The sequence below is a fragment of the Pseudomonas sp. NFACC04-2 genome, assembly GCF_900119265.1.
Taxonomy (GTDB): domain Bacteria; phylum Pseudomonadota; class Gammaproteobacteria; order Pseudomonadales; family Pseudomonadaceae; genus Aquipseudomonas; species Aquipseudomonas fluorescens_AA.
In genome coordinates, this window is sequence record NZ_FPJC01000007.1 from 135224 (window position 1) to 158438 (window position 23215).

Annotated in this window: 22 protein-coding genes; 10 read left to right on the forward strand and 12 right to left on the reverse strand. The window is 63.3% G+C overall.

Annotated features, from left to right (window positions below; all coding sequences use genetic code 11):
• Positions 1-17 precede the first annotated feature (17 nt).
• From BT125_RS12330 to BT125_RS12365, 8 genes are read left to right on the forward strand one after another with little or no spacing between them, the layout of a single operon-like run.
• Positions 18-1277 (forward strand): NAD(P)/FAD-dependent oxidoreductase, encoded by a 1260-nt coding sequence (locus BT125_RS12330; protein ID WP_072407273.1) that lies wholly within the window; start codon positions 18-20, stop codon positions 1275-1277.
• On the forward strand, positions 1274-2002 hold the full coding sequence (locus tag BT125_RS12335; RefSeq protein ID WP_072407275.1) for a class I SAM-dependent methyltransferase: 729 nt from the start codon (positions 1274-1276) through the stop codon (positions 2000-2002). The genes BT125_RS12330 and BT125_RS12335 overlap by 4 nt, the downstream gene beginning before the upstream one ends.
• Positions 1999-2481 carry a DUF3261 domain-containing protein gene (locus tag BT125_RS12340; protein ID WP_072407277.1) on the forward strand — a complete coding sequence of 161 codons (483 nt, stop codon included), beginning with the start codon at positions 1999-2001 and terminating at the stop codon, positions 2479-2481. Before BT125_RS12335 ends, BT125_RS12340 begins: the two co-directional genes overlap by 4 nt.
• Positions 2478-3674, forward strand: a complete 1197-nt coding sequence (locus BT125_RS12345; RefSeq protein WP_072407278.1) for a beta-ketoacyl-[acyl-carrier-protein] synthase family protein — start codon at positions 2478-2480, stop codon at positions 3672-3674. Before BT125_RS12340 ends, BT125_RS12345 begins: the two co-directional genes overlap by 4 nt.
• Positions 3671-4138: a hotdog family protein gene (locus BT125_RS12350; protein WP_072407280.1), complete on the forward strand. Its 468-nt coding sequence runs from the start codon at positions 3671-3673 to the stop codon at positions 4136-4138. The genes BT125_RS12345 and BT125_RS12350 overlap by 4 nt, the downstream gene beginning before the upstream one ends.
• The gene (locus BT125_RS12355) at positions 4135-4863 is read left to right on the forward strand and encodes a 3-ketoacyl-ACP reductase FabG2 (RefSeq protein ID WP_072407283.1); all 729 of its coding nucleotides are present in this window, start codon (positions 4135-4137) and stop codon (positions 4861-4863) included. Before BT125_RS12350 ends, BT125_RS12355 begins: the two co-directional genes overlap by 4 nt.
• Complete coding sequence (locus BT125_RS12360) at positions 4863-6089, forward strand: beta-ketoacyl-ACP synthase (RefSeq protein ID WP_072407285.1); 1227 nt, start codon at positions 4863-4865, stop codon at positions 6087-6089. Before BT125_RS12355 ends, BT125_RS12360 begins: the two co-directional genes overlap by 1 nt.
• 42 nt (positions 6090-6131) lie before the next feature.
• Positions 6132-6578, forward strand: coding sequence for an excinuclease (locus BT125_RS12365; RefSeq protein ID WP_072407287.1), 447 nt, complete (start codon positions 6132-6134; stop codon positions 6576-6578).
• A 294-nt stretch (positions 6579-6872) separates the two neighbouring features.
• Here BT125_RS12365 and BT125_RS12370 read toward each other — a convergent pair whose 3' ends face one another.
• Entirely contained in the window at positions 6873-7406 is a 534-nt protein-coding gene (locus tag BT125_RS12370; RefSeq protein WP_072407289.1) for a PAAR domain-containing protein, read from the reverse strand.
• Positions 7407-7902: 496 nt separating this feature from the next.
• On the opposite strand from BT125_RS12370, the gene BT125_RS12380 reads away from it, so the two are divergent.
• Positions 7903-11991, forward strand: coding sequence for a dermonecrotic toxin domain-containing protein (locus BT125_RS12380; RefSeq protein ID WP_072407291.1), 4089 nt, complete (start codon positions 7903-7905; stop codon positions 11989-11991).
• A 30-nt stretch (positions 11992-12021) separates the two neighbouring features.
• On the opposite strand, the gene BT125_RS12385 is transcribed toward BT125_RS12380, so the two are convergent.
• Positions 12022-12915, reverse strand: coding sequence for a LysR family transcriptional regulator (locus BT125_RS12385; RefSeq protein ID WP_072407293.1), 894 nt, complete (start codon positions 12913-12915; stop codon positions 12022-12024).
• A 221-nt stretch (positions 12916-13136) separates the two neighbouring features.
• On the opposite strand from BT125_RS12385, the gene BT125_RS12390 reads away from it, so the two are divergent.
• Entirely contained in the window at positions 13137-14312 is a 1176-nt protein-coding gene (locus tag BT125_RS12390; protein WP_371857805.1) for an MFS transporter, read from the forward strand.
• A 62-nt stretch (positions 14313-14374) separates the two neighbouring features.
• Here BT125_RS12390 and gspM read toward each other — a convergent pair whose 3' ends face one another.
• The 10 genes from gspM to gspD are packed head-to-tail and all read right to left on the reverse strand — an operon-like array spanning position 14375 to position 23210.
• The gene (gene gspM / locus BT125_RS12395; protein WP_371857802.1) at positions 14375-14806 is read right to left on the reverse strand and encodes a type II secretion system protein GspM; all 432 of its coding nucleotides are present in this window, start codon (positions 14804-14806) and stop codon (positions 14375-14377) included.
• Positions 14807-14829: 23 nt separating this feature from the next.
• On the reverse strand, positions 14830-15933 hold the full coding sequence (gene gspL / locus BT125_RS12400; RefSeq protein WP_072407301.1) for a type II secretion system protein GspL: 1104 nt from the start codon (positions 15931-15933) through the stop codon (positions 14830-14832).
• A complete protein-coding gene (locus BT125_RS12405; protein WP_072407314.1) occupies positions 15933-16778 on the reverse strand; it encodes a type II secretion system protein GspK in 846 nt (281 codons plus the stop codon). The genes gspL and BT125_RS12405 overlap by 1 nt, the downstream gene beginning before the upstream one ends.
• A complete protein-coding gene (locus BT125_RS12410) occupies positions 16775-17308 on the reverse strand; it encodes a type II secretion system protein GspJ (RefSeq protein ID WP_072407316.1) in 534 nt (177 codons plus the stop codon). Before BT125_RS12410 ends, BT125_RS12405 begins: the two co-directional genes overlap by 4 nt.
• The gene (gspI, locus tag BT125_RS12415) at positions 17301-17687 is read right to left on the reverse strand and encodes a type II secretion system minor pseudopilin GspI (protein ID WP_072407317.1); all 387 of its coding nucleotides are present in this window, start codon (positions 17685-17687) and stop codon (positions 17301-17303) included. The genes BT125_RS12410 and gspI overlap by 8 nt, the downstream gene beginning before the upstream one ends.
• Entirely contained in the window at positions 17680-18147 is a 468-nt protein-coding gene (gene gspH / locus BT125_RS12420; protein WP_072407318.1) for a type II secretion system minor pseudopilin GspH, read from the reverse strand. Before gspH ends, gspI begins: the two co-directional genes overlap by 8 nt.
• 2 nt (positions 18148-18149) lie before the next feature.
• The gene (gspG, locus tag BT125_RS12425) at positions 18150-18608 is read right to left on the reverse strand and encodes a type II secretion system major pseudopilin GspG (RefSeq protein ID WP_072407319.1); all 459 of its coding nucleotides are present in this window, start codon (positions 18606-18608) and stop codon (positions 18150-18152) included.
• 3 nt (positions 18609-18611) lie between these two features.
• Positions 18612-19820 carry a type II secretion system inner membrane protein GspF gene (gspF, locus tag BT125_RS12430; RefSeq protein WP_072407320.1) on the reverse strand — a complete coding sequence of 403 codons (1209 nt, stop codon included), beginning with the start codon at positions 19818-19820 and terminating at the stop codon, positions 18612-18614.
• 4 nt (positions 19821-19824) lie between these two features.
• Positions 19825-21288, reverse strand: coding sequence for a type II secretion system ATPase GspE (gene gspE, locus BT125_RS12435; protein ID WP_072407322.1), 1464 nt, complete (start codon positions 21286-21288; stop codon positions 19825-19827).
• Positions 21285-23210 (reverse strand): type II secretion system secretin GspD, encoded by a 1926-nt coding sequence (gene gspD, locus BT125_RS12440; protein ID WP_072407463.1) that lies wholly within the window; start codon positions 23208-23210, stop codon positions 21285-21287. Before gspD ends, gspE begins: the two co-directional genes overlap by 4 nt.
• Positions 23211-23215 lie beyond the last annotated feature (5 nt).

Consider the following 23215-nt stretch of genomic DNA (forward strand, 5'->3'; position numbering starts at 1 on the left):
ATATTCAAGGAATCCCAATGCCTGTGACTGAAACGGAATATCGCCAGGTCGTCATCATCGGTGCCGGCCCCTCCGGGGCCATCGCCGCCGCGCTGCTCAAGCGCAAGGGCCACGACGTGCTGGTCATCGAGCGCCAGCATTTCCCACGGTTCTCCATCGGTGAAAGCCTGTTGTCCCATTGCCTGGATTTCGTTGAAGAAGCCGGCATGCTCGACGCGGTGAATGCCGCCGGGTTCCAGCGCAAGAACGGCGCCGCATTTGCCTGGGGCGAGCGCTACAGCGCCTTCGACTTCGGCGATACCTTCAGCAACGGCAAGCCCACCACTTTCCAAGTGCAACGGGCCGACTTCGACAAGTTGCTGGCCGACCAGGCCGCCCTGCAAGGTGTGGAGATCCGCTACGGCCAAGCGATTGCCAGTGCCGACTTCACCCTTGCCAAACCACGACTGGGCGTGCAGCGTGAAGACGGCAGCGAGTACTGCGTCGAAACCGACTTCGTGCTCGATGCCAGCGGCTATGGTCGCGTCCTGCCGCGCCTGCTGGACCTTGAGGCGCCGTCGAACTTCCCGCTGCGCCAGGCGGTGTTCACGCACATCGAGGATCGCATCGACGCTCCGGCGTTCGACCGGGAAAAGATCCTCATCACCACCCACCCGAGCAAACGTGACGTGTGGTTCTGGACCATTCCGTTCAGCGGCGGGCGCTGCTCGGTGGGCGTGGTCGCGGCGGCGGAACATTTCGCCGGCCGCACCGACGACCTCGATGCCTGCCTGCGTGGTTTCATCGACGAAACCCCAAGCCTGGCCGGCGTGCTGCAAAATGCGCAGTGGGACACCCCGGCGCGGACCATCGGCGGCTACTCGGCCAACGTCAAGACCCTGCACGGCCCGGGCTTTGCCCTGTTGGGCAACGCCGCGGAATTCCTCGACCCGGTGTTCTCCTCCGGCGTAACCATTGCCATGCGTTCGGCGAGCATGGCCGCCGACGTGCTCCACCGTCAGTTGCAAGGTGAAAGTGTCGATTGGCAAAGCGAGTTCGCCGAGCCGCTCAAGCGCGGCGTCGACACCTTCCGCTGCTATGTCGAGGGCTGGTACGCCGGCACCTTCCAGGACGTGATTTTCTACACCGAAGGCTCAGACGACATCCGCCGCATGATCAGTTCGATCCTGGCTGGCTACGCCTGGGATCAGCGCAACCCGTTTGTCAGCGAACCCAAGCGGCGCCTGCGCATGCTCTCGGAAATCTGCGCAAGCCCGGCGCCGAGTCAGCAACCATGAGCTACCTGAGCGACAACTACGTCGAAGAAACCCGCTTCGGCTTCTGGTTCCTGCGCAGCCACACCTGGCAGCACCACGTGTTGCGCGTGGCGATCAACGACCTGCGCAGCCTGTTCAGCACCGCGCTGCCGGCCAACCCGGTGCTGCTGGACGCCGGCTGCGGCCAGGGCAAATCATTCCAGTACCTGCGCCAAGTGTTCGCGCCACAATGCCTGATCGGCGTGGATGCCGACCCTCACAGCCTGGACCTGAGCCGGGAGGAAGCCACGCGCCAAGGCATGAGCGTGGAACTGATCGGCAGCGACTGCGCGACCTTGGCGGTGCCCGACGCCAGCGTCGACCTGTTGTTCTGCCACCAGACGTTCCATCACTTGGTGGAGCAGGAAAAAGCCCTCGCCGAGTTCTACCGCGTACTCAAGCCCGGCGGCTATTTGATGTTCGCCGAATCCACCGAAGCCTACATCGATACCTGGGTGATCCGCTGGCTGTTCCGTCATCCCATGCATGTGCAGAAAAGTGCCGCGCAGTACCTGCAGATGATCCGCGATCAAGGGTTCCGGTTCGAAGACCGCAACGTCTCCTACCCGTACCTGTGGTGGAGCCGTGCCAAGGATTTCGGCCTGCTGGAACGCTTTGGCCTGCGCCGGCCCAAGCCATTTGGCGAGCGTGAGGAAACCCTGGTCAATGTGGTGGCGCGCAAGCCTGGCGAAGGGGCTGCCGGATGATCCGTAGCCTGCTGATCGCCTGTGTGTTGCTGCTCAGCGCCTGCGCCAGCCAGGCGCCGCTGCCCGCCCGTACGCCGACCCTGGCGTTGCCGATGCAACTGCACATCGAGCGGACCCTGGCCGGCCAACGCCAGGATTGGTTGCTGGTGATCCAGCGCGAAGACACCGGCATCCGTTGGTCGATGATGGACCCCCTGGGCATTCCCGTGGCCCGTCAGCGACTGGTCGACGGCCAGTGGCAGGCCGACGGTCTGCTGCCACCCAATGCCGAGGCCCGGGAGTTGTTCGCCGCGCTGTTGTTCGCCCTGACCCCCGAAGCCGAGCTGTCCGGCAACTATCCGGCGGCCCGGCGACAGGCGTCGCAACGGGCCCTCGATGATCGCTGGCAGGTGCGCTACACGCAGCCGCTGGATTTCGAAATGAGCCTGCCCCAAGGCCCCCGCTACCGCATCACACCGTTGACCGAGAACGCCCCATGACCGCCTACCTGAATGCCCTCGGGGTGATCTGCGCCCTGGGCCGCGACAAGCACACTGTCGCGCGCAACCTGTTTGCCGGCGACTGCTCGGGCGTGCGCAGCGAGGATGGCTGGGTGGCCGAACGGGCCTTGCCGGTCGCCGCGGTGCCGGGTGAACTCGCGCCCATCCCCCCTGCCCTGGCGGCGCAACGCAGCCGCAATAATCAACTGCTGCTGGAAGCGGGGCTGCAGATTCGCGCCGAGATCGACCTGGCCATCCAGGCCTACGGTCGCGCTCGCATCGGCATCGTTCTGGGCACCAGCACGTCGGGCATCGACGAGGCCAGCCAGGGCATTGCCCACTACCTGCGCGAGCAGCGCTTCCCCGACGGCTACGACTACCAGCAACAGGAGCTCAGCGCGCCGGCCAACTTTCTTTCCGACTGGCTCGGCCTGAGCGGCCCGTCCTACGTGATTTCCACGGCCTGTACCTCCAGCGCCCGCGCCTTGATGAGCGCCCGGCGCCTGTTGGACCTGGGCCTGTGCGATGCGGTGCTGTGCGGTGGCGTGGACAGCCTGTGCAAACTGACCCTCAACGGTTTCTCCGCGTTGGAAGCGGTGTCGAACGAACGCTGCAATCCGTTCTCGGTGAACCGCAGCGGCATCAACATTGGCGAAGCGGCGGTGCTGTTCCTCATGAGCAAGACGCCAGGCGAGGGAACACCGATAGCCTTGCTCGGCGACGGCGCCAGTTCCGATGCCCACCATATCTCCGCGCCCGAACCCAGCGGTCGCGGCGCGCGCCAGGCCATGGAAAAAGCCCTGCGCTGTGCCGGCCTCGACGCTCGCCAGATCGACTACCTGAACCTGCATGGCACCGCCACGCAACACAATGACGCCATGGAAAGCCAGGCCGTGGCCGGGCTGTTCCCGGCGGGCGTGCCCTGCTCGTCCACCAAACCCATGACCGGCCATACCCTTGGCGCGGCCGGGGCACTGGAAGCGGCGTTCTGCTGGCTGGCCCTGAGCACACAAAACACCGCCCAGGCCCTACCGCCGCACGTCTGGGACGGCCAGGCCGATCCTGCCCTGCCAGCGCTGAACTGGGTCACCGCCAGCACCCGCCTGAACCCGTTCACCCCCCGCCGCCTGATGAGCAATTCATTTGCCTTCGGCGGCAACAACGTCAGCCTGATTATCGGAGATGCCCCATGATTGACTGGCCGCTCGCCGAATTGCTGCCCCATGCCGGCGATATGATCCTCATCGACCGGATCCTGTCGTTCGATGACGAACAGATCCACACCCACGCCACCGTCAAGCCCGGCGGTTTGTTCAACCGCGACGACGGCGCACTGCCGGCCTGGGTCGGCATCGAACTGATGGCCCAGAGTGTCGCGGCGTTTGCCGGTTGCCACGCCCGCCGACGCGGCGATGCCGTGGAGTTGGGCTTCTTGCTCGGCACCCGCAAGTTCGAATGCAACGTCGACTGCTTTCCCGTCGGTATCGAGCTGAGCATCCATGGCGTGCGCTCCCTGGAAGACGACAACGGCATGGGCGTGTTCGAATGCCACATCCACGCCCCCGGCATCCATGCCACGGCCCGGCTCAATGTATTCCGCCCGCCCCAGGCCGCCCATTACCTTCATGAACCGTCCGCAACAGGAACCCCGCCATGACTGAATCCGTACTGGTCACCGGCTCCAGCCGTGGCATCGGCCGCGCCATCGCCCTGCGCCTGGCCCAGGCCGGGCACGACATCGTGCTGCACTGCCGCAGCGGTCGCGCCGAGGCCGAGGCGGTCCAGGCACAAATCCAGGCCCTGGGCCGCAACGTCCGGGTGCTGCAATTCGACGTGGCCGACCGCGCCGCTTGCAAGGCCATTCTCGAAGCCGATGTCGAAGCCCACGGCGCCTATTACGGCGTGGTGCTCAATGCCGGCCTGACCCGCGATGGCGCCTTCCCGGCCTTGAGCGAAGACGACTGGGATGTGGTGATGCGCACCAACCTCGACGGTTTCTACAATGTGCTACACCCGGTGATGATGCCGATGATCCGTCGTCGCGCCGCCGGAAGGATCGTCTGCATCACTTCGGTTTCCGGGCTGATCGGCAATCGCGGCCAGGTCAACTACAGTGCTTCGAAGGCCGGTTTGATCGGCGCGGCCAAGGCGTTGGCAATCGAGCTGGGCAAGCGCAAGATCACCGTCAATTGCGTCGCGCCGGGGTTGATCGACACCGCCATGCTCGATGAAAACGTACCCGTGGAAGAACTGATGAAAATGATCCCCGCCCAACGCATGGGCACCCCGGAAGAAGTGGCTGGCGCGGTGAACTTCCTCATGTCCGCCGAAGCCGGCTACATCACCCGGCAGGTGCTGGCCGTCAATGGAGGCTTGTGCTGATGAAGCGCGTCGTCGTCACCGGCATGGCCGGCATCACCTCCGTGGGCAGCGACTGGGAAACCATCGCAGCCAACTTCGCCGCCAACCGCAGCGGCATCCGGCGCATGGATGAGTGGGACCGTTTCACCGAACTGAACACGCGCCTGGCCGGCCCCATCGACGACTTCCAGGTCCCAGCCCACTGGACCCGCAAACAATTGCGCAGCATGGGGCGAGTCTCGCGCCTGGCAGTCGCGTCGGCGGAACAGGCCCTGGCCGACGCCGGCCTGCTGGGCGACGAATCGATCAAGGACGGGCGCATGGGCGTGTCCTGCGGTTCATCCACCGGCAGCACCGACGAGATCAAGGCATTCGGCAACATGCTGCTCAACAGCGTGGCCGAGGGCCTGAACGCCAACTCCTATGTGCGCATGATGCCCCACACCACGGCGGCCAATATCAGCATCTTCTTCGGGCTGACCGGACGCCTGATCCCCACTTCCAGTGCCTGCACCAGTGGCAGCCACGGCATCGGCTATGCCTACGAGGCCATCAAGTTCGGGCGCCTGCCGTTGATGCTGGCCGGCGGTGCGGAAGAACTGTGCCCGACCGAAGCGATGGTCTTCGATGCGCTCTACGCCACCAGCCTGAAAAACGATGCGCCGCAAACCAGCCCGCGTCCCTACGACAAGGGCCGCGATGGCCTGGTGATCGGCGAAGGCGCCGGCATGCTCGTGCTTGAGGAACTGGAACACGCCCTGGCCCGCGGCGCACGGATTCATGCCGAGATCGTCGGCTTCGGCAGCAACGCCGACGGCCAGCACGCAACCCGCCCCGAACTGGTCACCATGCGCCGGGCCATGGAACTGGCCCTGGAAGATGCCGGCCTCGAACCCTCGGCCATCGGCTACGTCAATGGCCATGGCACCGCCACCGAACAGGGCGACATTGCCGAAACCCTGGCCACCAGCAGCCTGTTTGGCGAGCACATGCCCATCAGCTCGCAGAAGAGCTTCCTCGGCCACACCCTGGGTGCCTGCGGGGCGCTGGAGTCCTGGTTCAGCATCGAAATGCTGAAAAGCGACCTGTACGTGCACACCTTCAACCTCGATGAGGTTGATCCTCAATGCGGCCAGCTCGACTACCTGCGCAACGAATTCAGGTCGATGAGCAACGAATACGTGATGAACAACAACTTCGCCTTCGGTGGGGTCAACACCTCGCTGATCTTCCGCCGCTGGCGCTGACTCGAATTCAAAACCCGTTACCCCTGCGTCAAGGAGACCCTGATGTCGTTGAAGAAAATCGTCGTGACCGCCGCCCTGTTGCTCAGCACCCTGCCAAGCCTCAGCCAGGCCCGTGATACCGCGCTGTTCCTGCCATTCGACAAGGTCGTCGCCGAAGCCATCCGCACCGGCAAGATCGACGGCAGCGTGAAGTTCTACCTGGCCGGTAACAAACCGGCTGGCAACGTCACCGTGGTCAGCCCCGGCGCCGTGACCAACAAGAAAACCAACGCCTTCAACAAGTCCGATGAAGTGGCCTGCGAATGGGTGCTGCAATCAGCCCTGATCAGTCTGCACCAGGCCGCCAAGAACGCTGGCGCCAACGCCGTCACCAACATCGTCAGCTTCTACAAGAGCAACGAACGCAAAGACCCCACCACCTATGAATGCCACGCCGGCGCGATCATGGCCGGTGTTGCGTTGAAAGGGGATTTGGCGAAGGTGCAGTAAAAAGCGCCTTTGGAGCCATTAGGGAAGCCTGGCAATTGATGCCAGGCCATCCAACACCCCTCAGGTGGGAGCGAGCTTGCTCGCGATAGCGCTGGGTCAGTGCCGGTGATGCGGGCTGTGCCGCCGTCATCGCGAGCAAGCTCGCTCCCACAGGGTTTGATGGCAGACCCGGATGTTACCGGCACCCTCGCTTTCACAGGCATCAGGTAGATCATCTTCACTCTGTTTGCGTGTTCAGCATGAACCTTGTGGCGAGGGAGCGTGCTCCCGCTGGGCTGCGCAGCAGCCCCTCGTTCATTGGCTGTCTTCCTTCATCGCATTCGAGTGCAGGCGATGAACATCCGCCCGTTTAAGAGCAGGCAAGAAATCCTCCGCCATCGGCACGCCTTCACGCACGATGATCAGGAAACGTTTCTGAAGCGTATTGATGATTTCGTCGCCATTGCTCAAACGACTGCCGACCAGCGCGATATTGCTATTGGCTTCCCCGGCCCCAGTGATGATCCGTGCCGTGCTGCCATCGGCGTACACCACCTGGTCGCCTTTCTGCGCCGCGCACACTTTCCAGCCATTATCCAAGGTGAACGTCAACGAAGATGACACCTGCTGGATCGTTCCGCCGTACCGCGTCTGGCTGCCCTCGGTGGCCACTCGATAAATAGCGATTGGCGGATGCGCTTGGACGAATGCTTTTTGTCGATTGACGAATGCCGCGACTTCTTCGCCGTAACCCTCCAGGTGGCGTTGCTCCAAGTACAAGTCATCCAAATGACGGAGAGATTCACGGGAGATTTCGTTGGTGTAGAGGGCATCCAAAGATGAGTGCATTTCCAGGGGCCTTATTCATGGGCTTCAGGCTGCACCCCTTGCCGCTGGGAAGGAGCGCTGAGCCGGACGATTCGGAGTGATGAATAAGACGTCGCAGCGCAGGCGAGTGGCAATCCCAACGGCGTGGTACCTGGAAGGAATAGGAAGTGTCTCAACTTGAAATGCGCGTTTTCCTACAGCCAGTACTCACCCTCGGCAGGGACCACTCGAGAGGAAAAACCTTGGCCGAACAGATCTAGTACATTGCGACGCAGCCGCACTCATTGATATTGGTAGATATCGGGCATTGGGTGCTGGAGAAACAATCGCAGGCGACTCGCGAAGCTATTATTTGGCAATCTTCACAACCACTCAATGATCCGAAAGCGCCCAAGTCATAGCGCTCATTGATCGTTCCTACCCTATCGCCCCTCCCCGCATGCGGTACCTATATACCACCCGCCCGAACTTTTCCTGAATAGGTTGTGCTGCCAACATTCCTCCAGGAAGAAAAGCAGTGGAACACACCCCTCTTACAAGGTCTCATGACTTACCGCTCGCCGACAGCGCCACGCTGCCGGATGCCTCGCTGATCAGCCAGCTCAAGGCGTCGCAGCAACACATGATTCGCCTGAACGACGCCATCCCACGGCCTTCCAACGTGATGAGGCAACACCTGGATTATTGGTTCAGGAGAACCTTCCCTGCCTTGGCGGGCAGCATGACGGTACACGAGCTGTCCGTGCGTACGCGGCGAGAAGAGACGATCGCGCCTGTGCAGCACACAGCCGATGAGCCGGCAACCGGTAAGACGGTGACGGACACTCTCTCGCTCGAAACCCTTTTGCTGCAAGTCGTCGCCGGCAGGATCGATCCGCGCGCATTCTTCCATGACCTGGACCACATCGAGATTGTCACGCGCCAGGACAATACCACCGCAGCGCCCGCCGCCCTGAACGAGCGCGCCGCAAAAGCTGAAATCAAGCGGCTGATCAGCGCCACACCGGCGCTTTATGAACGACTGCTCACCCATGCACTAGATGAGTTCTGGAACAAGCCGGCCGACTTCAGCCAGGACCGCAACGTCGGCGACTGGCTGGCGGACGAGCTCGCCAGGCAACTCAAGGCCCAGGCCGATCTGCATCGGCTGGACACGACAATGAGCCCGCAGATGCACCAGGCGCTGACCGACTATGCGTTGTCGGCGCCGGACGCAGCGTCTCGTGCACAGTTGGCGGAACGGCTCCGACCCGGGGTGTTCAGCCTGGAGATCACACCCCGCCGGTGGAGCTTCAGCGTACCGGTGTCGGGCGCCGTGGCCTTGTCGCGGTATGACAACGCCAGCGATTCAGGAAATGCCGTGCTGTACCGCCCGGGCCAGCCGTTGCAACTGTACGACACGCTGGTGGCGCTCAAGGCCGGCCTGGCGCAAGACGGCAACGCTGGGGATGAAGTCGACACCGCGCCCGTGACCGGGCACTTCCTCGCTCGCCTGGTCACGGAACTGCGGGCGGAGCAGAAAACCGCCGTGTGCGATGCCGTACTGGATGGTCCCGCGGCGGCGGAAGAAATCAGCGCCTGGATGAACAGGGTCGATGTGGCGGCGGACATCGGCCACAAGCTGGACCTGGCGAACGCCATGGGCGAGCGCGAACTGCGGTTAAACCTCAAGAGACTCAATGACTGGCTGCACGGCAACCCGCACGTTACCGCCAGCGATCGCCTGGCATGGTGGGCAGCGACGCGGGACCTGCACAAAGCCCTGACGGATCTGCCCCCGCCGCCGGACCCGGTGACGCTGGCCACCATGGACGCTCTTCGGGACCGGACCCGTCAGTTGCTCGCCGATGTCATCAAGGCGAAATACCCGCCGGTCGACCCTGAGGACGTGTCCCTGGGCATCAGAAGAACCGTGAGCGACCCCCACGCACCGACGGGCAGCTCGCCGTTTGGTTCCGGGGTCTCGCAAGGCAGCGTGAGGGGGATCGTCGATGACCGTCGCTCCCTGATGCAGTGGGCGATGTCCAACCTGACCCAGGATGAACGCAATGCCCCTCACCCAACCGTGGAAGGGCCGCTGAGCTTCGCGCAAATTGTGGACGTCATTGAAAGGGCGAACATCGGCGCCCGGCTTCCGGCCGAGCTGCAACGCGTGGCCCGGGCACAGCAGGCGCAGTGGATGGCCTTGAAAGCGCAACAGATGCGCGCCCAAGTGTGGGCCGCGCATATTTCGGGAGACTTGCGGCACGACCGGGACAATATCGGTTTGAAGCTGGTGCTGGCGGCACTGGACGGCCCGACCGCGGCGGCGCGCGAGAAGGTCAACGGGCACCAGGTTGTGGTCCGCCAACTGCAATGGGGCGACAGCGTGCTGAAGGAATTGCTGGCGTTTGGGGTGAAGGCGACGGCGAGCCGCCCCTCGTTGACGCTGTACACACCAGGCGCCCCCGATGGCAAGACGTTCAGGGACGTGGATGCGCCAAGCGCGCGGGCGTTGGAAACAACCTTGACGCAAACACTTACTGCCACGCCGGAGATGACCCGTTGGCTCATTTCGCACCTGCCGCTGCTCAAACAGGCCGAGCAACTTGCCAGCATGGTATCGACCTCGGAGAACCTGACGCTGGAGGAAAAAATCAAGAAAGTCACACAGTCTGTCTTCGCGTGGGCCAAGGACAGGGCACAGGATGACTTCGCGAAGACCATCGCTTCGCCCATCGTCGAGGGGGATGTGTTCAAAGCGTTGCATGAGACGCAAATCGCCCATGGGATCAAGACGGTGGACATGTTGACGGTGACCCATGCCGAGCGCGACAGTACCGGCGCCCAAGAGGGACGCCGCAGCGCCCTCATGCTGCTGACGGGGGCGATGTCGATGTTCCCGGCTGGCCGGCTGGGCGGCCTGCTAGGACGGGCGATCCTGCCGACCATGGCCGGCGGTGCCGCGGTGTCAGCGATAGACGATGAGAACGGCAGCCTGGAGCAGTGGACCCTTGATTTTGTCGGCGGGCTGGGAGAGGTCATCGCCGAGGCGGGACAGGATTTGATCATGGCCCGCGCCGGACGCCGTCGCAGACAAGCACGCCCGACGCTATCGGCGCTTCCCCCCATGACGGACCCGGAGCTGTGGCCGTACCTGCTCAAAGGATTCGACGGCCATGGATTGATCCACGAGGGTCGCCACCGGTACCGGGATGCAAGCGGGCAAGGCTACCTGATGCTGGAGAACGGCTATTACAAGACGGCGGTCCAGGCAGGCGAGCAAATCATCTACGCGCCCAACAACCGCTCGAACCAACGGACTGTCATTTGGGAGAATGATCGTTGGCAGGTTGAAGAACGGCAGCGCCTACGCGGAGGCGGCGCGCTTCAGAGCCTGTTCAGACGAGCCCCGCAGACGCCGCGAGAGCGCAATTTCAATGCATTGGTAGAAGGGGTGCTGGTCAACAATCGCTACCCCACCCTTGAAGCCGTCAACACGGCAAAGGAGATTTTCCACTCCATGCCCGACACGCTGCTCGAACGCCTACTGGACGAAAGCATGGCCGATATAGGCGCGCTCGACATCAACGCCTATCTCTCGAAAATAAGGGACCTGACCCAGGGCCGGGGCAATCTGTCCCGGCATCAGGCTTCCCACGACGAGCTGCTGGACAAGATGAACACATGGCGAATCGTGACCCTTAGCTATAAGGACATCGAAGCCAACATGCCTGACGTCGAACTGAGCGAAACACAAAAAATAAAGATATATGACACGATCCTTTCACACAAAAAAGTGTTCTTTACTGAAGATCGAATCCAGGTGCACACCACCCTGATCACGGACAACCTTACCGGCGCGGTCTTCATGACCTTCACGCCCCATAAAGGCAGGAAAAGAGTGGCCATGGATAAGATATCCAAGGACACCCGGGCCATGTTGAAGACCGTGGAAGCCAAATTGAATGCCAAGGCCCAGGCGTTACATCCGGGGGACAGGCCGCAAGAGCAGGCCGCCCGAGAAAACTACATGGCTTCAGAGGATTATTACAACGAGATGATCACTGCGCTTCGGGAAGAGAAGCAGCGTCTGCACAAGCCAGGCCTGTTGACGGAAATAAGGAACAATCGCGTGCCTTATCTCATTCTCAACAAAGGCAAGACCCAGCGAAACACCATGCTGCTCACCGGCGAAGACATTACAAACTTCACCAGTTCGCTCGCAAACTATGAACCCTTCGACATCGAAATCGTTACACAGGCCAAGTCCAACAAAGTGACAGGGACACCCTCACCCACCGCCCCCATGGTTTCACCCCTTCCGGAGCCTGTACCGGATAAATTCAAAACCAGCACCAGCGCGTTGGCCGAAACACAGATGTCATACGCCAGCTTTCCCAAGGAGGCTGAAGCCAAGGTCGGGGAAATCCTGGCAGATATCCGCGCCGGCAGGATAACCACCAAGCGAATCTATCGATATTACTGGTACACCATGGCCCAACTGTCCCCCGGCGGTGGCAAAGGCGCATGGCGCGCCGCGTTCGAACGCCAGGGCGACACCTGGATACTCCAGGGTTTTTATGATTACCACGGCAATAGGCCCGCGACGGTCTGGGAAGGATAGGCCGATCTAATCGAGGTCGAGTGTTTGGGATTAACGGCAAGTGTCTTGCGTCAATAAATCCACAAACGCCTTCGCCATCGGCGAACGCTGTTCCTTGCGCTGCACCAGCCACACGGCCGAGACCGCCGCCGGGTCGAGCAGCGGTCGATAGACTACCCCATCGATACGCATGCGTTGGTAGGACGCCGGCAATACCGAGACACCCAACCCTGCCGCGACCAGGCCGATGATGGTCATGGCCTCACCGGCTTCCTGGGCGAAGTGCGGGCTGAAGCCGGCGTCGCGGGCCAGGCTCAGGAGTTGCGCGTAGAGTCCGCTGCCGTAGCTGCGCGGGAAAAACACGAACGGCTCCTGGGCCAACGCTGAGAGGAACAGGCCTTTTTCATCGCCCTGGGCCAGGGGATGCTTGGCGCTGAGCACGGCCACCAGGGGTTCGCGGCTAAGTTCGATTTCCCTCAGGGCATCGGGCAGCGGCAAGGGCCGCATGATGCCGACCTCGATCGCCTCATCCAGCAATGCGTCGGCCACTTGGGTGCTGCTCATTTCCCGCAGGTTCAGGTGCACCGCGGGGAAACGCTGACGGAACGAGAAAATCGCCTGGGGAATGGTGGAGTTGAACGGCGCCGAGGAGGTGAAACCGATTTTCAGCTCACCCAGTTCTCCTAGTTGGGCACGGCGGGCCACGTCGGCGGCCTTGTCGACCTGGATCAACACCCGTCGCGCTTCTTCAAGGAACAGCCGTCCGGCCTCGCTCAATTCGACTCGACGATTGGTGCGCTCGAACAATCGGGCGCCAATCTCCTGTTCCAGTGCCTGGATCTGCTGGCTCAAAGGCGGCTGGGAGATGCCCAGGGCCAGCGCGGCGCGGCCGAAATGCAGTTCTTCGGCCACGGCGATGAAGTAACGCAAGTGTCGCAGTTCCATGGGCCCTCCAATAGGTCGTAAAACGTCTTAAACAGGTCGAATAATATATTGGATAGAAACATTAGCCAGCTATATGCTTTTTTCATTGCCTGTCTGATCGTGTCCTTGCGAGGTCCACCGTGAAAACTGCTGTCGCTCCATTGGCCCATGAAATCCCGCCGCGTGCGCAGGACGATGTCGTCGCCGAACTCAAGGACATCTACATCGAGAAAGGCACGCCGATGTTCATGCGCACGGTGCTGGCGCTGTTCTGCGGTGGATTTGCGACCTTTGCCCTGCTGTATTGCGTGCAACCGATGATGCCGCTGCTGTCCAGGGAGTTTTCCATCAACGCGGCGCAGAGCAGCCTGATCCTGTCGGTGGCGACCGGCCTGCTCGCCATCGGCCTGTTGATCACCGGCCCGATTTCCGACCGCATCGGCCGCAAGTCGGTGATGGTCACGGCGCTGTTCGCCGCGTCGGTGTGCACGATTGCCAGCGCCATGATGCCGACCTGGCAAGGCGTCCTGGTGCTGCGCGCCTTGGTCGGGCTGTCGTTGAGCGGGTTGGCGGCGGTCGCGATGACGTATCTGAGCGAAGAGATTCATCCCAAGCACATCGGTCTGGCGATGGGGTTGTATATCGCTGGCAACGCCATCGGCGGCATGTGCGGGCGCCTGATTACCGGGGTCTTGATCGACTTCGTCAGTTGGCACACCGCAATGCTGGTGATTGGCGGCCTGGCGTTGATCGCGGCAGCGGTGTTCTGGCGGATCCTTCCCGAGTCACGCAACTTCCGTCCCCGTTCGCTGCACCCACGCAGTCTGCTGGAGGGTTTCACCCTGCACTTTCGCGACGCCGGGTTGCCGCTGCTGTTTCTCGAAGCCTTCGTGCTGATGGGCGCGTTCGTGACGCTGTTCAACTACATCGGCTACCGCCTGCTGGCCGAGCCTTATCATCTGGACCAGGCCTTCGTCGGGTTGCTGTCGGTGGTGTACCTGTCGGGCATCTACAGCTCGGCCAAAGTCGGCGCACTGGCGGACAAACTCGGTCGCCGCAAAATGCTCTGGGCGACCATCGCGCTGATGCTGGCCGGCCTCGTGCTGACCATGGCCACCCCGCTGTGGCTAGTGGTCCTGGGCATGCTGGTGTTCACCTTCGGTTTCTTCGGCGCTCATTCGGTCGCCAGCAGCTGGATCGGCCGCCGCGCCCTCAGGGCCAAGGGCCAGGCTTCGTCGCTTTATCTGTTCAGCTACTACGCCGGATCCAGCGTGGCGGGTACAGCCGGCGGCGTGGCCTGGCACCTGGGCGGCTGGAACGGGATCGGCCTGTTCATCGGTGGCTTGCTGGTGATTGCGTTGTGGGTGGCGGTGAAGCTGGCGAAATTGCCGTTGTTGCCGGGGAATGTGCAGGTCTAGCCATCGCTATCCACATCGGGAACAAAGTGGACACTTTGTGCCCTGATCAAAACTGCCGTGTGTCATTGGCGCAAAACCACTCGCGCGCCCAACACACCATTCTCCACTTCCAACGTCAGCGACCGCAGCACCGCGCCCTCTCGCTCCTGTTGATCCAACCAATGAAGCAACGCACTCGCGTCACCACGGACGGCCAGTCGCAGCGAGTCGCCGTCGACCTCCATTTCCGCCATGTCCAACCCCGCCGCTGTCGCACTTTCATTGACGCGCACCGACAAGGGCCGCGCGGCGACAGTCATGTCCCGGGTGGGTTCGGCACGCTGGATCCGGGCGTTCAGTTCGGCCTGTTGTTGATACCGGCGTTCGGCAACCTCCCGTCGTTGCCAGGTCGGTTGCCAGATCGCGCTGTAGGCCAACGCCACCGACAACACCCCGGCAAGCCCCAGCAACAGCCCTTGTTCTCGGCGCGATAGGTTTCCCCACGTCTGTTTCAAGACCCTCCATCGATCGACGTTCATCAACTGTTCTCCAGTGTGAGGATGGCCTGCACCCGATTGCTCTGTTTACTCGCGCTGCCCAGGGTGACGGGCAAGCCGTTTTGCTGCCCGCGTTCACGCAGTTGTTCAAGCTCGACGAAACTGTTCGCCGTCAACTGGATCTTCCAGCCTTCGCCTTCACGAAAATCGATGCGCTGCACCTCGACGTTGCTGGCGCCAATGACCTGCTCGGTCAGACGGGTCAGGCGCGCGACCTGAGTGTCGTGGCTTTGCCCACGCCGACTCTGCAATGCCTGGAACTGCGCCGCCAGGTCGACGATCCGCTCCTGCCCGGGATACAGCGACCTGAACCGCTGTTCGCTTTGGGCATGCAAAATCCGGGTTTCACTTTCAAGAAAACGTACGCGGGCGTCGCAGAAAGCCCAGTTGAGCACCAACATGCCCAGTGCCACCGCCGAAACGCCACGCCATGGCAGCGCTCGACCACGTCGACGGAACTCACCTTGCAACAGGTCGATGGGACGTCCACCCGCGCTCAGCAGCCACTCATCGATGCCAGGGCAATCGCGCTCTTCGTCCAGCCAGTGAATGTCCTCGGGCAAGCCGGGCTTGAGCGTCGCCAGGGCCCGTGCCGACAACGCCAGCCGCGCCGGCAGCCCAGCGCCCAACAACCAGCGCCCGAACCAACGCACACCCAATGCCTGCTCATCGGCAAGCAGGTCGGCGTCGACATGCACTGCCCGTGTATCGATGCCTTGTTCGGCGAGCAGCGCCATCAGCGCCTGGAACCGGGCGCGCTCCGTCACCATCAGCGGATAGCGGTGCTCACGGTCCCGCGGGCCGACGCTGATGTGCAGCGCCTCCAGGTTTTCACTCAACTGCTCTTCGATGGCGAATGCCAGGGCCTGGGGCCGGGGCCGGCGTCGGGAGGGCCACGGATCGCTGCGCAACCAACTGCACATTTCCATCGGCAACAGCACATCGACGGGCCGGCCGCTCAACTCGCCGGCCGCCTCGTGCAACGGCAGGCGACGACGCTCGCCGCTGGGCGACCACACGCAGCACGGCCAGTTGGCACAAGGCGCGGACAGGCCCTCGGCGGTCAGGTAAAGCCAGGTTTTCATCAAGGAAGCTCACTGGGGCTGAAGGGTAAGAAACGTCGCTGGCGAACCGTCCAGCGCCCGCTGACAGAATCACGCTCGATATCCGAGGCCAGGCGCAGACGGCTGTCGGCATGGATCACGCTCACGGTGATTCGAAACCAGCGACTGCCCACTCCCAACCCATGGCTGCTGAGGCCCATGCCGGACAGCAACGGGTCGTTGGTAAACGCCTGCACGCTGGGGTATGGCGCCTGGCGCCGCTGGTTGATCAACGCCTGGGCGGCCCCCGCCTCCATGCCATCGAGGGTCATCAGAACGCGCTGCGGGGCGGTATTGATGTTCATCCGCGCGTCCTTGGGCAACAACGCCACCCAGGGCTCCAGGCGCCGTAGCGTCGGGCCGTCGATGCCCGGCAACAGGCGCAGTTGACTCAACTCCTGTATCGGTCCGACCTGGGGCAACGACAGCGGCGGCAGATCCAGCGAGGCCAGCAAGCGGGCCCAGCGACCGAGGGTGACCGGATCGATTTGCCCCAAGGCCAGCAACCCATTGAGATTCAGGCGCCCGGACAAATCCTCGATACCGATGTGCAACTCGGCACCGTCCATTTCCACGACAGGCCCGAGCCAGGCCCAATCCTGGCTCAGGTCAACGGGCCCGGACGGCGTTATCCCACTGCTTTCCAACACCACCCGCGCCCAGTCTTCCCCAGCCAATCCCAATTGCCGCAACTGGACCTGTTGCAGTTGCTGCGCGCTGCTGTGCAACAGCAGGCGATGGCTGCGCAACAGCCCACCGACCAGCAGCAATGCCAGGCTCAACACCAGCAGCACACTGATCAGCGCCACGCCGCGTTGGCACTTCATGGCAACGCCTCCGGCAACAGCAGCACCCGGCGGATCTGTTCGAAACGCCCCACAGACACGCTCAACTCCAACGCCAAAGGCGCGGTGCCGCTCGCGGTTTCGCCGCGCCAGCCCCGTTGCCGGTCGAATACGCGCCAGCTCAGGCTGCGGACGTCGTCGAGCAATATCTGCCGCTGCACAAGCGTCATGCCTTCGCCGATACTCTCGCGCCATAACGTGCCGCCCTCGAGCTGATAGCTCACTGTCTGCCGTTCGCTGCGAGGCTGGTCCAGTGGGTTGCGCCAATGACTGCGCTGCAACTGCAAATGCCCGGGCGCGAGCGCGACCGAGCCGGCAACCGCCTGCCACACATCCCGTTCGATCACGCCGACAGCGCGCTGCAAGGCCCTGATGTCGCGCTCATGCTGACCGGCCCCCCGCTGGGTCCGCACGACCCCATCGAACAACCGCCAACTGGCCAGGCCGAGCAAGGCAAAAATGGCGATGGCGACGACCAGCTCCAACAAGGTGAAACCCGATTGCTTATTCATGATGGCTGCGGATCCACCCGATGGTGCGGTGCGCGACGGTTGCGCTGTCGTCGCGGCTGACCTGGATCTCGACCTGCAACAGACGCCCATCACGGGCCGGGGCAATACGCTGCTGCAAGACCCAATCGCGGCGATCCAGGTACCGGCTCAGTCGCTGTTGTCCGGGAGACGTGACGACTTCCAGGCGCAGTTCGCTCAGTTGATTGTCCGCCAGCCAAGCGCCGAACAGACGCTCCTCAAGCCCGGCGCTTTGCTTGAGCACGAATTGGCTGGCCGAGAGTACGGCCGCCGCCAGCGTCGCGAAAATCGCCAGGGCGATCATGACTTCCAACAACGTGAAACCCTGGCAACCGACGGCCTGCCTGCGTGCATTACTCATCGATCAGCGGCTCCGCCAGGCCATCGCTCGACACCCGGACAACCGTCTGCCCAGCGACGTTGATGAACAGCTTGAACGGGCTGATCTCGTCACTGCTGAGCATCAGTAACTGAGGTGAGTCTTGAACGGCATAGAGCGACAGGACATGACCGTCCAGCTCCAACCCGAGCGTCAAGCCCTCGGGCAATCGATGCGGCACCGACACGGCCGCCCAGCCCTGGACTCCGAGTCGCAACGCCTGATAACCGCCGGGCTGTACGTGCACACCATATTCCTGCCCGTCCAGTACCGCCCGCTCGCGCAACTGTTGCACCAGCGCAACGAAGTCCCGGGCTTGCTGGCGGGCTTCACGCGCCGGGCCCGGCCCCGTGGCGAAGCGGACCATGCCCGCCAGGACGCCGATCAAGACGATAACGACCATCAGCTCCAACAAGGTGAAGCCCCGGCAACGACGCGGCATGTTCACTCGGCCCAATTGCCGATGTCGGCCGCCATCCCTTCACCACCTGACACGCCATCGGCGCCCAGGGAGTAGAGGTCATAACCGCCATCGAGGGATTTGTGCCCAGGGTTGAGGTACTGATAGGGCGTGCCCCAAGGGTCGACCGGCAAGCTTTTCAGATAACCCTGGGGGTTCCAGTTCCTGGCCGCAGGGGTACCGGACGGGCGTTTGCTCAACGCCTCCAGCCCTTGTTGGGTCGAGGGGTACTGGAAGTTGTCGAGGCGGTACATTTCCAGGGCCGTGGCGATCGCCTGGATGTCGGTGCGGGCGGCCGTGACCTTGGCCTGGTCGGGTCGGCTCATGACCTGCGGCACCACGATAGCGCCCAGCACGCCAATGATGACCACCACCACCATGATTTCGATCAGGGTAAAACCACGTTGTTGATGGCGTGTGGGTCGGTTGCTTTGAAGTTTCATCGGTCAGTTCACCAATTGGTTGAGGCTCAGGATCGGTAGGAGAATGGCCATGACGATCAGCAGCACGACGCCGCCCATCAGTACCAACATGGCCGGTTCGAAAAGGCTCACCACCAGCGCGATGCGCGCCGCGAGGCTGGCTTCCTGTTGTTCGGCGGCCCGGGCCAGCATGTTGTCGAGTTCGCCGGCCCGTTCACCGCTGGCGATCATGTGCAGCATCAGCGGCGGAATATCACCGCCCTGCTCCAGGCCACGGGTCAGGGTCCCGCCCTCACGTACCGAACGTGCAACGTCAGCCATGCGGGCGCGGATCGTCAGGTTGCCGATCACCTGGGCGGCGATGTGCAAGGCCTCCACCAGCGGCACCGCGCTTTTGCTCAGGATCGCCAAGGTGCTGGCGAATCGCGCCGCTTCCATCGCCCGCAACACCTCGCCCAGCAGCGGCAACCGCAGCAACCAGCGGTGCCAGCGCAGGCGCCACGCCGGTTGGCGCAGGCTCCAGCGCCACAACCCGAACAGCCCGGCCAGGGCACCGAGCAGCACCAGGCCATGGCGGCGCAAGCCATCGCTCACGACGATCAGCGCCTGGGTCAGCCAGGGCAATGGCTGACCGCTGTCGATGAAAATCTTCACCACATCCGGCACCACGTAACCCAGCAGGAACGCGACAATCGCGACACAGGCCAGCATCAGGATCAGCGGGTACACCAACGCCAGTTGAATATGCTGGCGCGAGGCCTGGCGCGCCTGGGTGTAGCTCGCCAGTTGCTCCAACACCTGCCCCAGGTGACCCGACTGCTCGCCCGCCGCGACCGTGGCGCAGAACAGTTCGGGGAACGCCTGAGGGAAGGCCCTCAGTGCCGTCGCCAGCGCGTGGCCTTCCATCACCCGGCTGCGCACCGCCGCCAGCAGGTGGGCAACGCGCCGTTTCTGGCTCTGTTGCGCCACCGCCCCCAGGGATTCCTCAAGGGGCAGGCCGGCCTGGATCAAGGTGGACAGCTGCAACGTCAGCAAGGCCAGATCCGCCGGCCCCAGGCGCCCCCCGGCATGGCGCCCGCCCAGGACTCGCTGTTCCTTGGCTTCCGCCAGCTCGCTGGGCAGCAAACCGCGCTCGCGTAACAACTGGCGAGCATGCCGGGGGCTGTCGGCTTCCACGCGGCCTTTGCAGCGTCGGCCCTGGGTGTTTTCGGCCCGATAATCGAAGGTCGGCATGGCGCTAATCCTCCTGGGTAATGCGCAGTAATTCGTCGACGCTGGTCAAGCCTTCCAGCACGCGCTGGCGACCGTCCTGGAACAGGCTGCGGGAGGTCTTGCGGGCCTCGGCGGCTAGCACCTGCTCGGTGGCGCCCTGGTGAATCAGCTGCGACAGCGCAGCGTTGACATGCACCAGCTCATAGATGCCGAAGCGCCCGCGATAGCCTTTCTGGCATTGCTCGCAGCCCTGGGCCTTGAACAGCCTGGGCGCCGCATCGGCATCGAGACCCAGGCGCCGACACGTGGCGGCGTCGGCCACATAAGGGGCTTTGCAGGAAAGGCACAGACAGCGCAACAAACGCTGGGCGACGATGCCGACCAGGGACGATGCCAGCAGATACGCATCCACGCCCATGTCCACCAGCCGCGTGACCGCGCCGACGGCGGTGTTGGTGTGCAGGGTCGAGAGCACCAGGTGCCCGGTCAACGATGCCTGGACGGCGATTTCGGCGGTCTCGCGGTCGCGTATTTCGCCGACCATCACCACGTCCGGGTCCTGGCGCAAAATGGCCCGCAAACCGCGGGCGAAGGTCATGTCGACTTTCGGGTTGACCGGCATCTGGCCGATGCCCGGCAGGTGATATTCGATGGGGTCTTCGACAGTGAGGATGTTGCGGCTCTGGTCGTTGATGCTGCTCAGCGCCGCGTACAGACTGGTGGTCTTCCCCGACCCGGTGGGCCCGGTGACCAACACGATGCCGTGGGGCTTGCCGAGCAACTGGCGCAGGCTCGCCAAGGTGTCGTCGGGCAGGCCCAGGCGTTGCAGGTCCAGGCGCCCGGCCTGCTTGTCGAGCAGGCGCAACACCACCCGCTCGCCATGGGCCGAAGGCAGGGTCGAGACCCGCACATCGACCTCGTGCCCGGCCAGGCGCAGCGCCATCCGGCCGTCCTGCGGCACACGTTTTTCGGCGATGTCCAGGCGCGCCATGACCTTGATCCGCGACACCAACAGGTTCGCCAGTTCCCGGCGCGGGCGCAGCATTTCCTGCAATTGCCCATCGATGCGCATGCGCACCGACAGGTATTGCTCGAACGTTTCCAGGTGCACATCCGAGGCGTGCTCGCGGACCGCCTCGCTGAGCAGCGCATTGATCAAGCGGATGATCGGCGCATCCCCCTGCTGCTCCAACAGGTCGGTGGTCTGCGGCATTTGGTCGGCCAGGCTGAGCAGGTCCAGCTCCTCGTCCAGGCCTTGGGCCACCTGCTCGGCGGCGCTCTGGCCCTGGCGATAGACGCTGGCCAGGCGCGCGGCGAACTGCGCCGGCTCCAGGACCTGGATAGGTAGATCCCGCCCACACAGGCGCCGGACTTCAGCCACCGCAGTCAGTGGCGTGTCGCTGCGCATCGCCAGGCTCAAGGTCGGCCCCGCGCCTTCCAGCAGCACGCCCAGACGCCTGGCGAAACCAAAGGGCAACGGCTCGCTCACAGGCCCTCCGGCTGCAGTGGACGCAAATCGACCGCCGGCTCCTGCGCAGACGCTTCGAATAACTGGCGGGCGTCCCGGGGCAGCAGCAGCGAATTGTTTTTCCGCGAACCCGGTTTGCTCAGTTCCCGGAGCGCGTCGTAGCGTTGCCGGCTCACATCGGCCAGGTCTTCGCTGCTGCGCACGATGGTCGGGCGCAGGAACACCATCAGGTTGCTTTTGGTCTGGGTGTCGCGGCTCCAGCGAAACAACGCGCCCAGGTAGGGAATACTGCGCAGCAGCGGCACACCGCTTTGCTGGCTGCGGACACTGTCGCGGATCAGGCCACCGATCACGATGATCTCGCCATCGTCCGCCAGGATCGTGCTCTTCAAGGCGCGCTTGTTGGTGATCAGGTCCGAGGAGTCCACGCCGGAGACTGACGGCGCGATGTCCGACACCTCCTGCTCGACTTCAAGGCGCAAGGTCGAGCCTTCGTTGATGTAAGGCTTGACCTTGAGGCTGATACCCACGTCCTTGCGCTCCACAGTGGTGAACGGATTGTCCGCACCGTTGCCGCTGGTGGCGTAGGAACCCGTCTTGAACGGAACGTTCTGGCCCACGATGATTTCCGCTTCCTGGTTATCCAGGGTCAGCAGGCTGGGGGTGGAAAGCAGGTTGCTGTGGGCATTGCTCGCCAACGCCGAGACCAGCGCACTGAAGCGATCGCCCCCCAGCCGCAGGAATGCGCTTTCCTTGGTTTTATCCAGCTTGTTGAAGTCCAGGCCGATGATCGGGATATCGGTTCCCGGAAAGTTGATGCTCCCTGCCGCGCTACCGCTCTTGAGTCCCCACTGCACTCCCAGCGCTTCGGAAATATCTCCGCTTACCTCGACGATGGCCGCATGAATGAGCACCTGGGCCCGGGGTTGGTCCAGCTCCCGGACGATGTTTTCGATGAGGCGGACCTGGGCCGGTTCGGCGATCAGGACCAAGGCATTCTGGCTTTCATCGGCCTTGATCCTGAACGGGCTGGCTCCCGCGGTTTCCCGCTGGCCAGCGAGGACCGGCGTGGTTTTCCTGTCCTGCCCGACACCCTCCAGTACCTCGGCCAACTGTTTGGCATCGCTGTGACGCAGACGAATGACCCGCGCGTTGTCCTGGGAAGCGGTTGCCGGCACGTCCAGGGTCCGAGCCAGGTCGACCAGGCGTTGACGCACCGCAGGCGCGCCGATGATCACCAGCCGATTGCTGCGGGCATCGGCGATCACAACCCCCGCCGTATCCCCCTCGCGCCTGCCGCCGGAGGCTTCCACGAGTGGGGCGATGTCCCCGGCCTGGGCGTGCTTCAAACGCACCACCACGTGATTGCGGTTGTGTCCTGAATCCAACCGTTGCACCACGCCGGCGATGCGCTGGACGTTGGCCGCCGTGTCGGTGACCACCAAGGCGTTGGACGAGACCGAGGGGCCGACATAACCATTGGCCGATACCAGGGGGCGGATCAGCCCGGCAACATCGGCGGCGATGCTCGATTGCAGGTCAAGGACCCGGGTGACGAACTGCGACGGCGTGGCGCTGTGTTCATCGGCGACACCGGCACGCGTCTTGGCATCGCTGACCGGCGTGATCAGGATCCGCTCGCCTTCGTCGATCACGGTGAAGTTATGGGCATCGAGTACCGAATAGAACAACCGTCGCACGCCTTCGCGGTCCAGCGCCTCCCGGGACATGACCGTGATGCGCCCCGACACCCGGGGATCGAGCACCACGGTCTTGCCCAGGATCGCGGAGAACTCTTCGACCACGTCGCGCAGTTCCGCGTTGTTCATCGCCAGTTGCCACTGGGCCTCTTCGGCCTGCAGCCAACCGGCGGGCGTCAGCAGGCAAGACACGGCGAGGCAGAACAGGACACGCGAAACACGGTCCCGGATAAAGCTGTTCATGAATT